The 12,170-nt window shown below is 42.0% G+C and carries 11 protein-coding genes; 8 read left to right on the plus strand and 3 right to left on the minus strand.

All coding sequences use genetic code 11. The features are described from left to right. The first annotated feature begins 265 nt into the window (after positions 1-265). Together M3182_RS13915 and M3182_RS13920 are read left to right on the plus strand one after the other, a co-directional pair. A complete protein-coding gene (locus M3182_RS13915) occupies positions 266-1,543 on the plus strand; it encodes an HD domain-containing protein (protein ID WP_251558520.1) in 1,278 nt (425 codons plus the stop codon). 41 nt (positions 1,544-1,584) lie between these two features. After that, positions 1,585-2,100 carry a YwgA family protein gene (locus M3182_RS13920; RefSeq protein WP_251428022.1) on the plus strand — a complete coding sequence of 172 codons (516 nt, stop codon included), beginning with the start codon at positions 1,585-1,587 and terminating at the stop codon, positions 2,098-2,100. A 314-nt stretch (positions 2,101-2,414) separates the two neighbouring features. Here M3182_RS13920 and thmT read toward each other — a convergent pair whose 3' ends face one another. After that, positions 2,415-2,600 (minus strand): 2-hydroxymuconate tautomerase, encoded by a 186-nt coding sequence (gene thmT, locus M3182_RS13925; RefSeq protein ID WP_251428019.1) that lies wholly within the window; start codon positions 2,598-2,600, stop codon positions 2,415-2,417. 180 nt (positions 2,601-2,780) lie between these two features. On the opposite strand from thmT, the gene M3182_RS13930 reads away from it, so the two are divergent. After that, positions 2,781-3,383 carry a site-2 protease family protein gene (locus tag M3182_RS13930; protein WP_251558805.1) on the plus strand — a complete coding sequence of 201 codons (603 nt, stop codon included), beginning with the start codon at positions 2,781-2,783 and terminating at the stop codon, positions 3,381-3,383. A 12-nt stretch (positions 3,384-3,395) separates the two neighbouring features. Further along, complete coding sequence (locus M3182_RS13935; protein ID WP_251428016.1) at positions 3,396-3,908, plus strand: YwhD family protein; 513 nt, start codon at positions 3,396-3,398, stop codon at positions 3,906-3,908. Between the two features lie 130 nt (positions 3,909-4,038). On the opposite strand, the gene M3182_RS13940 is transcribed toward M3182_RS13935, so the two are convergent. Beyond that, positions 4,039-6,114 carry a transglycosylase domain-containing protein gene (locus M3182_RS13940; RefSeq protein WP_251558523.1) on the minus strand — a complete coding sequence of 692 codons (2,076 nt, stop codon included), beginning with the start codon at positions 6,112-6,114 and terminating at the stop codon, positions 4,039-4,041. A gap of 325 nt (positions 6,115-6,439) precedes the next feature. Here M3182_RS13940 and speE point away from each other — a divergent pair, with 325 nt between their 5' ends. The 4 genes from speE to argS all read left to right on the plus strand — a co-directional run bounded on the left by speE (position 6,440) and on the right by argS (position 10,560). Next, positions 6,440-7,267, plus strand: coding sequence for a polyamine aminopropyltransferase (gene speE, locus M3182_RS13945; protein WP_251428010.1), 828 nt, complete (start codon positions 6,440-6,442; stop codon positions 7,265-7,267). Between the two features lie 129 nt (positions 7,268-7,396). After that, the gene (gene speB / locus M3182_RS13950) at positions 7,397-8,269 is read left to right on the plus strand and encodes an agmatinase (RefSeq protein WP_251558525.1); all 873 of its coding nucleotides are present in this window, start codon (positions 7,397-7,399) and stop codon (positions 8,267-8,269) included. 210 nt (positions 8,270-8,479) lie between these two features. Then, positions 8,480-8,893 (plus strand): YwiB family protein, encoded by a 414-nt coding sequence (locus tag M3182_RS13955; RefSeq protein WP_251558527.1) that lies wholly within the window; start codon positions 8,480-8,482, stop codon positions 8,891-8,893. Next, positions 8,890-10,560 (plus strand): arginine--tRNA ligase, encoded by a 1,671-nt coding sequence (gene argS, locus M3182_RS13960; RefSeq protein WP_251558529.1) that lies wholly within the window; start codon positions 8,890-8,892, stop codon positions 10,558-10,560. The genes M3182_RS13955 and argS overlap by 4 nt, the downstream gene beginning before the upstream one ends. A gap of 631 nt (positions 10,561-11,191) precedes the next feature. Here the strand turns inward: argS and uvsE are convergent. Beyond that, the gene (gene uvsE, locus M3182_RS13965) at positions 11,192-12,148 is read right to left on the minus strand and encodes a UV DNA damage repair endonuclease UvsE (RefSeq protein ID WP_251558532.1); all 957 of its coding nucleotides are present in this window, start codon (positions 12,146-12,148) and stop codon (positions 11,192-11,194) included. Between the last annotated feature and the right edge of the window lie 22 nt (positions 12,149-12,170).

The following is a 12,170-nucleotide window of genomic DNA, read 5'->3' on the forward strand; positions in this document are numbered from 1 at the left end:
ATTGTTTAGCTCCAGCAGTTAATTCCTCTGGACATAAGCCACACTGGTCTATTGGGTGGAACAGGTGCTTCCGCTTTTTTATATTCAATTCTAATAGAGTCATCTTTCGCATTTTGTGCTAAAAGATGACTTTTTATTTGCAATTTCAACCCTAATAATTGGTCGGTGTGGAATGAAATTGGTGGAATTTTGTAGAAATTTGGGATGAATTGCAAACTGAAACCCGCTATAATAGAAACATGTTGAACGTGAGAGAAGGGAAGCTATGGACTACTCGGCGGAAAAACTGAACGAAGAGAAAGTGTTTAAAGATCCCGTCCACCGCTATATTCATGTTCGCGATCGGGTGATTTGGGACTTGATCGGAACAAAGGAATTCCAGCGTTTACGGCGAATTAAGCAATTAGGAACAACCTTTTTGACGTTTCATGGTGCGGAACATAGCCGTTTTAATCATTCGCTAGGTGTCTATGAAATTGTTCGACGGATTGTGGATACGGTTTTTGTTGGACGTTCGGAGTGGGATCAAGAAGAGCGCATGCTTAGTTTATGTGCTGCTTTGCTTCATGATCTAGGGCACGGGCCGTACTCGCATTCGTTTGAAAAGGTGTTTGATTTAGACCATGAGGATTTTACAAAAGCGATTATTTTAGGGAAGACTGAGGTCAATCAAGTTTTATCACGAGTTGCTCCTAATTTTCCGAAAAAGGTTGCTGAGGTTATTGATAAGACATATGAAAGCAAACTGGTCGTGAGCTTAATTTCAAGCCAAATTGATGCGGATCGGATGGACTATCTCCAAAGAGATGCGTATTATACGGGAGTGAGCTACGGTCATTTTGACATGGAACGAATTTTGCGTGTGATGCGACCACGGGAAGACCAGGTTGTGTTTAAACAAAGTGGTATGCACGCGGTAGAGGATTATATTATGAGCCGCTATCAAATGTATTGGCAAGTGTATTTCCACCCGGTTACGCGGAGCGCGGAAGTCATCTTAACGAAAATACTCCACAGAGCAAAACATCTCCATGAGCAAGGCTATTCCTTTAAGCATATGCCGCTCCACTTCTACTCATTTTTTAAAGAGGATGTTACGCTAGAAGACTATTTAAAACTGGATGAAGGTGTCGTTCTCTATTATTTTCAAATGTGGCAGGAAGAAGACGATCGTACTTTAAGGGATTTATGCACGCGATTTATTAACCGGAACCTTTTTAAATACGTCGAATTTGACCCGGCGAAGGAATATAAAAAACTGGCGAAGTTGTCGTCGTTATTTGAAAAGGCAGGGATTGATCCCGAGTATTATTTAGTGGTCGATTCATCGTCCGATTTGCCTTATGATTTTTACCGGCCTGGTGAAGAAGAAGAGCGGCTTCCGATTCATTTATTGATGAAGAATGGGGAACTGCGCGAGCTTTCACGTGAGTCGGACATTGTCGATGCGATCTCTGGGAAGCGACGAACGGACCATAAATTATATTATCCTGCTGATTTGATCAAAGAGAACGAGGAGATTTTAAAGCTGCTTGAATCATAGCCAATGGGAGAAGGAACTTTTGAAACAGGAGTTGACGCGTTTTGTTAAAAGATCATGCAAAAATCATTCATGCGATTGCACTTTCAGGCGAAGTCATTGGGCGGAAGAAGCTGCAAAAGATGATTTATATTGCAAAAAAGATGAATTTTCCGTTTCAGGAAAGGTTTCAGTTCCATTTTTACGGGCCATATTCCGAGGAGTTAACGCTCAGGGTGGAAGAACTATGCAATATGGGTTTTCTGAATGAAGTGAAGGAAAAAAAAGGCGGCTATTACCAATATCGGTATACATTAACGGAGGCTGGCGAAGAGTTTTTGGGAATTAATAACGTGGACATGCCGTTACTAGCAGACTGTTTGGTCGACATTAATAATCAAAATGCCAGATTCCTTGAACTGGTGAGCACGGTTTTATATTTTGATAATCTTCCAAAAGATGAAGTGAAAGAAAAAGTCCAAACGGTGAAGAAAAGCCAAAAGTTTACCGATGAAGAATTCGAAAACGCCTATCAATATATTGAAATGTTAAAAGAACGTACGCAAACCAGCCCGTGTTGATTATGGGGCTGGTTTTTTTCTGTTTCTTGAGCACGGGAAACTTTCTAGGTTGCTGATTTCTTTACCAAATTGGTCGTGTAAGGCTGGTCTATGTGCCCGTACTATTGGATTTTTAGTAAGACCGGTAACGTAGAAGATTCTATACCCGTTGCATTGGATTTTTAGCAGGAAAGGGAACGTAGCGGTGGTCTAGCTGCCCATTCCTTCACTGTTTAAAGTGAAATGATCACTTAAAGCTGACTGGAGAGCTTACTCCCATAAGCATGGCATGAAAAAAAAGCTAGCCAATATGGCCAGCTTCTTGTCCATTTAGTTTATTTATCGCTTAAGCGTTGTCCGCCGACGCCGTAATGGTCTGGGCGTAATTCTTCAATGAAGACATGGACTTTTTCTTTAGATGCACCTGTTGTTTCGACAACGGCTTCGGTCACTTTTTCGACGAGGGCTTTTTTCTGTTCGTCGGTACGTCCTGGGAGCATTTCTACGGTTACATATGGCATGTTGGTTTCCTCCTTGAGTAACTTGATGATTTGAGTTTTCCATATATTGCCCCAATCTGCAAGCTCTGATTTTTAATTTCATAAAAAAATGAGGTATACTTGAAGCAACTAAATAAAGGAGTTAACATTGTGGGCCTTGCATATTCTTTGGATCAGTTTGTCTATGTAGCGATTACACTGATGATTGCGTTTACGCTACATGAGTTCGCGCATGCGTATGTGGCGTACAAATTTGGGGATGATACGGCTGCCAGGCAGGGGCGTCTTACTTTAAACCCGTTAAAGCATCTAGACCCCGTTGGAACGATTCTTATCTTTATTGCTGGTTTTGGATGGGCGAGACCTGTGCCAGTGAATCGGTTTTTCTTTAAGAACCCACGGCTAGCAGGGGTCCTCGTATCGATTGCTGGGCCGCTGAGCAATTTATTGCTTGTGGTGGTCGCGTTGTTTATTTGGTATGGTCTCCTTGCGATGGGGCTTGGTCCCAGCTTGCCAGAAGGCGCGGTAGGCTTTATCAATGTGTTTGTCGGGTTAAATGCAGTTTTATTTGTGTTTAACTTGCTGCCGTTTCCACCGCTTGATGGGTATCGCATCATTGAGGATTTGGCACCAAATGATCTCCGTGCCAAATTAACACAGTATGAAAACTACGGAATCGTTATTTTCTTAATTCTTGTGATCACGCCGCTCGACCAGTATACGATTACGCCGTTGTTTAATACGGTTGTTCCTTTTGTGATTGAGGCAGTTCGTGATGTCTTTTTATTCTTGTTTTTACGCTAGGAGGTAGTAGGTTTGGAAGAAAAAAAGAAGAAAAGTATTGGTTTTAATATTATTAAACCAGACCCGATGGATGGCCATAAAGGATTTGGAAAAGGTAGTTTGAGTTTAGACAATGTATCGCCAGTCATCATTGATGTTGAGGAAGGCGAGGCGACTGTTGACGTCGGAGCGATGCATGCGCGTAGTGTGGTGGAAAAAGGGATTAAGTTCATGCCGAACAAAGAAGACTTCCCTAATGCTAAACCATATTGGCTTGTGTGGGTAACGATTGACCGCGCGGAGGAAGGCCCTTATTACGCAGGCGTTACGGCATGTGAAATGACCGTGGACCGCGAAATTCGCCGTGGCTATAAATCGCTACCAGAACATGTGAACCGCTTAGATAAGTCCATTAAACGTCATATTATCGTCGATCATATGGATGATAGATCAAAGCAAATTCTGACAGACTTTTTACGCAATCATGATGAAGGCATGTGGGAGCGTGCAGATGAGAAGCTAAAAACAGGGCTTCAGGTAAAATAATCGTGCTTTGGAATTTCTTACTTGATTTTTAAGATTATTCCATTGTAAACTAAATATCAATGTGACACACAATGTAACTAGGACAGAAAAACCCCGGATGAGGATTCATCCGGGGTTTTTCATTGTCTTGTTATAATCCAAAGATTCGCTTGTACCAAGGTTTCTTGTCTTGTTCCTTCGCAGGTTGCTTTTCGTGCTCAACTGGATGCTCACCATCTTCAAGATGGTCGGTACAATATTCTTGAGGTTCCGTTCCATCTTTAAAATAGGTAAGCCGTTTTACAGGACAATTCTTTGAAGCGATTTTTCCGTTTTCAGGATTGATGTACACGCCAACGGTACCTTTTGTTGTCGGGAAGTTGACAGCAGGTTCGTCTTTAAGTGCTTTTTCCATAAAATTGAACCAGATATTTTTACTAATCACTTGTTCTGTTGAGGTTTCAATCGGCCTTCCTTTGTCGTATCCTGTCCAGACAGCAGATACAAGCTGCGGGGTATAGCCGATCATCCAACTATCTGTATTAGTGGAACCGGATTTACCGGCATAAGGTCGACTCATCTCATCAACCATGCTGATGCCTGTGACGGAAGAATAACCATTTAATTTTGGATCAAACATACCGGTTAACATATGATTCATCACTGAAGCCAGTTCCGGCTTCAGGATACGATCACCACTGTGGTCGTCATGCTCATAAATGACCTCGCCATTATGGTTCTCCACGCGTTCAATCAACACAGGCTCCACGTATTTGCCGCCATTGGCAAACAAGCTATAAGCAGCAGCCATTTCAATGACTTTAACGCCAGAAGTTCCTAGTGCAAGCGAAGGCACCTCCGCCATCTTGGTGGTAAGACCGAAACGCTTCGCGGTATCGACTAACACATCTTCACCAAGGAACAAATGCGTTTTAACAGCATAGACGTTATCTGATAGCGCTAAAGCTTGAGCCATTGTAATGTCATCATTGGCATATTTATTATTAAAATTATGCGGAGTATATTCCGTTTTTCCGTTTTCAAAGCGGAATGTCGTGAGTTCACTTTTCATCATCGTTGTTGGTGTGAATCCTTGTTCCAAGGCAGCGTAATACAATAACGGTTTGAAGGTTGACCCTGGTTGTCTGACGGCTTGGACAGCGCGGTTAAATGGGCTGCTTTCATAATCACGACCACCGATCATGCTGGTGACATGTCCGTTTTTAGGGTTCATTGAAATAAATCCGGTTTGAATATTCGTGTCTTGTAAAAGGTGCTTTTCCACCATTTCCTCTGCCGTCTTTTGGTGCTCAAGATTTAAAGTGGTGTAGACTCTTAAACCACCAAGAGCAATCGTACGGTCATCGATATTAAGGTTATACTTGAGCTCATTTTGGACAGCGTCTTGGAAATAGGGGGCTTGACCAAGGTTGCCCGTTGGGTGTTTTCCAACAAGCGTTAACCTTTCAGCTGCTGCTTTGTCGGCTGTACTGCTGTCGATAAAACCTTTCGTTTCCATCGCTTGTAAAATAATTTCTTGGCGCTTTTCCGCTTTTTCCTGATTTGCAAGCGGGGAATAAGTGCTTGGCCCTTTTGGAATCCCTGCTAGCATCGCAGACTCAGCCAAGGATAAATCTTTAGCGTCCTTACCAAAATAATAAAGACTCGCTGCTTGAACACCATAAGCACCATTGCCATAGTAGATGGTATTTAAATACCCTTCGAGAATTTCCTTCTTTGAATAGTTCATCTCGAGGCGAATGGTATAGAAAGCCTCCGTTAACTTTCGCTTCCATGTTTTATCATGACTTAAATAAAGATTCCGGGCGTACTGTTGCGTAATCGTACTAGCTCCCTGGACTTTGGCCATTGCTTTTAAATCCGCAAGTAGTGCTCCCGCAATTCGTTTATAATCAAATCCTCGATGTTCATAAAAATTCCGGTCTTCAATGCTGACGGTTGCTTTAACAAGATCTGAAGAGATATCCTGAATTGGGACCCAGTAGCGTTTTTGCCCTGTATGACTTTCTCCAATCATACTCCCGTCGTCTGCCATATAAATCGTTGATTGTGGCACAGCAAGCGCTGGTGGCCCGAGTATCTTGGCATAGATCAGAATGGAAAAGTAGATAAGGAATAAAACAGCTGCAAGAATCATTCCGATAAAAAGAACAGCTCGGAATAATTTCGCTGTTTTGCGAAACCGTTGATCCGTCATGATTTCCATCGCTTGCTCCCCCTTTAGTTTTTAAAATTAACATATAAAATTCCATAGAAATCTATTAACCATTATGAAGTCATTTCTGCTGTTTTAAACGTGAGGACTGCAAATTGTTCGTAAAAAGTGAAGGTAGTTGTTCACTAAATGAATGTTCGTTGCTAACTAGTCACTGGCTGCTCACTGAACTCAGTTTTATTCTCGTGAAGAAAAAATGCTTTCCTATTATTCAAGATTCGACTATACTTTTTCTGTTGTAAAAAACGTATTGTTTGGGGAAAGATAAAAATATTGTCTACCGAGGAATTTTCTACAGAAAGGAAAGATGATATTTATGGGCATTTGGTTCACTGAAAAGCAAACAGAAAACTTTGGAATTACGATGAAAATCAACCGAACTTTACATACAGAACAAACTGAATTTCAAAAGCTAGACATGGTCGAAACCGAAGAATGGGGCAATATGTTGTTGCTCGATGACATGGTGATGACTTCCGTTAAAGACGAATTTGTTTATCATGAAATGGTTGCACATGTGCCATTGTTTACCCACCCGAAACCTGAACAAGTTTTAGTCGTTGGTGGCGGCGATGGGGGCGTCATTCGTGAAGTATTAAAACATCCACAAGTAAAAAAAGCAACCTTGGTGGATATTGATGGCAAAGTAATCGAGTATTCCAAAAAGTTTTTACCGGAGATTGCCGGAAAGCTGGATGACCCACGCGTCGAAGTAAAAGTGGGCGATGGCTTTATGCATATTGCCGAAAGTGAAAATGAATACGACGTAATCATGGTGGATTCTACTGAGCCAGTTGGTCCTGCGGTGAATTTATTTACAAAAGGGTTTTATGCAGGAATTTCAAAAGCATTAAAACAAGATGGCATTTTTGTGGCTCAATCGGATAATCCGTGGTTCAAAGCCGACCTAATACGCAGTGTCCAAAAAGATGTGAAAGAGATTTTCCCAATTACACGCTTATATGTTGCAAACATTCCAACGTACCCTAGTGGATTATGGGCGTTTACGATTGGTTCGAAAAAACACGATCCACTTGAAGTAAGTGATGAGCGTTTTCATGAGATAGAAACAAAGTATTATACAAAGGAGCTACATAAAGCCGCGTTTGTGTTGCCAAAGTTTGTAGCCGATTTGGTTAAATAACAAGGCTGTTTTTTGTGGAATGTTGTTAAAATCCTAAAGCTCATTCAACCTTATTTTTCTGTTCAAAAGCAATAAGGTTTAGAAAAGAGCCAATAACAAAACCTATATATAGAAGAAAGAGGGTTTATTATGCGTTTTGATGAAGCTTATTCGGGGAATGTGTTTATCGGAATGAATTCCGATTTTAATGATAGTAAGGTGGTTCTTTACGGGATGCCGATGGACTGGACGGTGAGTTATCGACCGGGATCTCGCTTCGGTCCAGCGAGAATTCGTGAGGTATCGATTGGATTGGAAGAGTATAGCCCATACCTAGACCGTGAACTACATGAGGTAAAGTATTTTGACGCAGGTGATATTCCACTCCCATTTGGAAATCCGCAAAAAAGTTTGGATTTAATCGAGGACTTTGTCGGCAAATTGCTTGCGGAAGAAAAGTTTCCACTTGGCATGGGTGGAGAGCATTTAGTTTCTTGGCCGGTGATGAAAGCGATGGCTGCGAAGTACAAGGACCTTGCGATTATTCATATGGATGCGCATACCGATTTACGTGAGCATTACGAAGGGGAGCCGTTATCACACTCTACTCCGATTCGGAAAATCGCTGAGCATATTGGGCCGGAAAATGTATATTCATTCGGAATTCGTTCGGGAATGAAAGAAGAGTTCGAATGGGCGAAAAACGCAGGTATGCATATTTCCAAGTTTGAAGTGCTTGAGCCGTTAAAAGAAATTTTACCGAAACTTGCTGGTCGTCCTGTATATGTCACAATCGACATTGATGTTCTTGACCCGGCGCATGCACCTGGTACGGGTACAGTCGATGCGGGCGGCATTACTTCAAAAGAATTGCTTGCTTCGATTCATGAAATTGCTCGATCACAAGTCAACGTCGTAGGAGCGGACTTGGTTGAAGTAGCGCCAATTTACGACCATTCAGAGCAAACGGCAAATACAGCAAGTAAACTAATCCGTGAAATGATGTTAGGATTTGTGAAATAATCAGCCTCGAGGTTAACGCCGTTTAATGATTAAGCTTGTTAAAATCAGACTAAAATAGGGAAGAGAGCTGACTGGCTTGGTCGGCTCTTTTTCATGATTTATAGATGGAGATGTTTGTCGAAATTTCAGTTTTTGTTGCGATATTTTGGTACAATACGTATACTTGAAAGTTATAATAGAATTGTCTAGATTTAGTGAGGATGTGTTTAGGTGTCTACGAATGCCGTTGAACAAATTCCTGTAAAAGTGACTGTGAAAACAATCATTAATAAGGAACCCTATGAATTGATCGCTTTTGGGCGCTATTCGAAAAAAGGGTCAAGTGCGTATCTTCAATACGATGAAATGATGACAGAAGGAACGATTCATACGACCGTAAAATTGAAGGAAGAGGAAGTCCTCATTCTTCGCAAAGGTGCGGTAGATATGAGGCTTCATTTTATCGCGAATAAAAAAACACCGGGGACCTATAAAACGGATCAAGGGTTGATGCTGACAGAAGCCAATACCAAGAAAATCAACTTGGAAGATGGTCGCGTCGAAATCCGTTATGATTTGGCGATCCAAGGGTCACATGCAGGTACATATCATATGAATATCCAATACGAGGAGGTTGCGGAATGAACATTGTTGAACAAGTTCAAGCCAAGTTAAAAGAAGAAATCAAAGCCGCCGTCATTAAAGCCGGCTTAGCAGAAGAAGCACAAATTCCAGACGTTGTGCTTGAGTTGCCAAAAGATAAAGCGCACGGGGATTATGCAACGAATATGGCGATGCAGCTTGCACGCGTGGCGAAAAAAGCACCGCGGAAAATTGCTGAGGAACTAGTAGAAAACTTTGATAAAAACAAAGCTTCGATTGAAAAAATTGAAATTGCGGGTCCAGGCTTTATTAATTTTTATATGAATAATAGTTATTTAACAGATTTGATTCCGACTGTTCTTGAAGCAGGGGACCGTTACGGAGAGTCTACCGTAGGGAATGGGGAAAGAATTCAGGTTGAATTTGTATCGGCCAATCCAACAGGCGATTTGCATTTAGGACATGCTCGCGGCGCGGCTGTAGGGGACTCTCTAAGCAATGTGCTTGCAAAAGCAGGTTACGATGTATCGCGTGAATACTACATAAATGATGCGGGAAATCAAATTAACAACTTAGCGTTATCGGTTGAAGCTCGTTATTTCCAAGCGCTTGGCGAAGACCGCGAAATGCCTGCTGATGGTTACCATGGGGAAGACATTATCGGCATCGGGAAAAAATTAGCGGAAGAGCATGCTGACAAGTTCGCAAAAATGAGCGATGAAGAACGCTTTGAAACCTTCCGCCAATACGGGTTGGAATATGAACTGGAAAAGTTGAAGAAAGACTTAGAAGCGTTCCGTGTCGGTTTTGATGTTTGGTTCTCAGAAACATCTCTTTATCAAGACGGTAAGATTGAAAAAGCGCTTGAAGTGTTAAAAGAAAAAGGCCATATCTATGAAAAAGATGGAGCAACTTGGTTCCGTTCAACAACATTTGGCGATGACAAAGACCGGGTATTAATCAAGCAAGATGGATCATTTACGTACTTATTGCCGGATATCGCGTATCATAAAGACAAGCTTGAGCGTGGATTTGAAAAGTTAATCAATATTTGGGGAGCGGACCATCATGGCTATATCCCACGGATGAGAGCAGCGATTCAAGCACTAGGCAATGAAGCGAATGCGCTTGAAGTCGAAATCATTCAAATGGTTCAGCTTTATAAAAATGGCGAGAAAATGAAGATGAGTAAGCGTACCGGTAAAGCAGTGACAATGCGTGACTTGATTGATGAAGTTGGCCTTGATGCAACTCGTTATTTCTTCGCGATGAGAAGTTCAGATACACATATGGACTTCGACCTTGATTTAGCAGTATCTCAGTCGAATGACAACCCTGTTTATTATGCACAATACGCGCATGCACGGATCTGCAGCATCTTGCGTCAAGCCGAAGAACAAGGGCTTGCGGTCGACCGCAACGCCGACTTCAGCTTAATTGGTGCAGAGAAAGAAATCGATTTGTTAAAGAAACTAGGTGAATTCCCACAAGCGGTTGCAGAAGCTGCACAAAAGCGTGTGCCACACCGCGTAACGAATTACATCTTTGAACTAGCATCAGCGTTCCACAGCTTCTACAATGCCGAAAAAGTACTAGACCTAGAAGCCAAAGACCGCTCTGCTGCACGTTTAGGATTAATTAAATCCGTACAAATCACCATGAAAAACGCATTGGATCTGATCGGAGTATCTGCACCAGAGAAGATGTAAGATAGAAAAGCGGAAGCGGCTGCCCAGCGACGTATGTCCTGGAGCCCTTCGACTGAGATAAGACTTTTCTTTGGGCTTTAGCCCTTAGAAAAGTCAATCGGGTTCTTACGGGCAATTAAGAATTTAGTGCCCGTTGAACGCGATAAAGGAAACACGAAGAGCGATAGCGATTCGATGTTGACTTATCGTAGGGAGAAGGGGGAAGGACACTAGTCGCTAGCCGCTGGAGCTTTATAATTTTAAATAACCTCTCCCACTTGGGAGAGGTTTATTTTTCTAGTAAAGGAATTTTGGTTTTGTTTTTAAGGGAGGAATGGGACTTTTGGGGGAGAAAACTTATACCTAAGCAGGTATTTATTCTCTCTACAGAGAATAAAAAAAGGTTTAGGGAGAATAAAGTGAAGTTAACGGCAAATAAATTAGCTACAATCAGCATAGGGAGGGTATAAACGAGCCAAACATACGTCTAGAAAGACAAATAGGCTTGAAAATCCCCCCCTAAAAGTGTTTTTCTAGTAAAAGTCATTCGTTTTTATAAATGGAATGGTGTGATTTTTACTGGTTATCAGCAAAAATGAAGCAATCTAAAAATAAAAACTCACAAGATACATTGGGGGTACACATAATAAACTCACTTCCACTGCAAAGTTGCCCCACCAATCCGCTTAACGCCACGAATTTTACTCAAATCTTCTACTAAATTGAGCGCAGCTTGATCTTTTCGCTTTGCTTCAATCATAAAATCAACATCTTGTCCGAGGGAACGCAAGACGTCAATCAGTGGCAGGATAAAATCAGCGTCCACATAATCAGCATGCGACCGAAAGGCTTTTTCCGTCTTGGGCGAACTGATGTGAATTTTCGGCCGGAGTCCAATTCGTTCCCAAGTTGCAAATCCTAACTCCAACAGCTTTTCAAGCTCCATTGTCCCCAAATTGGCCATATGATGATGATAATCGAATACAAACGGGATGTCTTCTTTTTGACAAGCAGCTAATGTTTCGTCTCCGGTGTACGTTTTATCATCGTTTTCAAGTGTCATCCGTTGTTTAATCTCAAAAGGGAGTTTGCGCAAATTCTCGTGAAAGCGGAGAATTGTTTCTTCTTTATTTCCGTAAGCCCCTCCGATATGGATATTGATGACTCCTTCGTTTTCGAGCCCCATTGCTTCAAGCATCCGATAATGATACTCCATATCAATCACCGCATTATCGGAAACTTCTGGGCGGGGGGAAGTGAACAGAGTATACTGGTTCGGATGAAAACTGGTACGTATCCCCTTGGCTCTAACAAGGCGACCAATTTCGCGCCATTGATCACGAAATGGAGTCACAAAGTCCCATTTCACTTCAGGATGAGTGGCGAGTGGGGCAATCGAGCTTGAAAACCGGTACAACGGTATTTCGTGGGCAATATTATAATGAACCATTCTTTCTGTGCTTTTTAAATTTTCATGAGTCACCGCTAATAGCTTGTCCGTGCGCTCGGCTTTGGACATTTTTTGATAGCGAGTAAAAGTAAGTGTACGCGACGGTGAAGCTTCCCAAAGCGAAATCGCCGTCGATACGTAGCCGAAACGTATAATCATGGTGAATCTCCTTTCAGCCCTC

The sequence above is a fragment of the Mesobacillus maritimus genome, assembly GCF_023715205.1.
Lineage (GTDB): Bacteria > Bacillota > Bacilli > Bacillales > Cytobacillaceae > Mesobacillus_B > Mesobacillus_B maritimus_C.

Coding starts and splice junctions, on each gene's coding strand:
- M3182_RS13915 (WP_251558520.1), top strand. CDS start 266: ATGGACTACTCGGCGGAAAAACTGAACGAAGAGAAAGTGTTTAAAGAT.
- thmT (WP_251428019.1), bottom strand. CDS start 2,600: ATGCCATATGTAACCGTAGAAATGCTCCCAGGACGTACCGACGAACAG.
- M3182_RS13930 (WP_251558805.1), top strand. CDS start 2,781: ATGATTGCGTTTACGCTACATGAGTTCGCGCATGCGTATGTGGCGTAC.
- M3182_RS13940 (WP_251558523.1), bottom strand. CDS start 6,114: ATGGAAATCATGACGGATCAACGGTTTCGCAAAACAGCGAAATTATTC.
- speE (WP_251428010.1), top strand. CDS start 6,440: ATGGGCATTTGGTTCACTGAAAAGCAAACAGAAAACTTTGGAATTACG.
- speB (WP_251558525.1), top strand. CDS start 7,397: ATGCGTTTTGATGAAGCTTATTCGGGGAATGTGTTTATCGGAATGAAT.
- argS (WP_251558529.1), top strand. CDS start 8,890: ATGAACATTGTTGAACAAGTTCAAGCCAAGTTAAAAGAAGAAATCAAA.
- uvsE (WP_251558532.1), bottom strand. CDS start 12,148: ATGATTATACGTTTCGGCTACGTATCGACGGCGATTTCGCTTTGGGAA.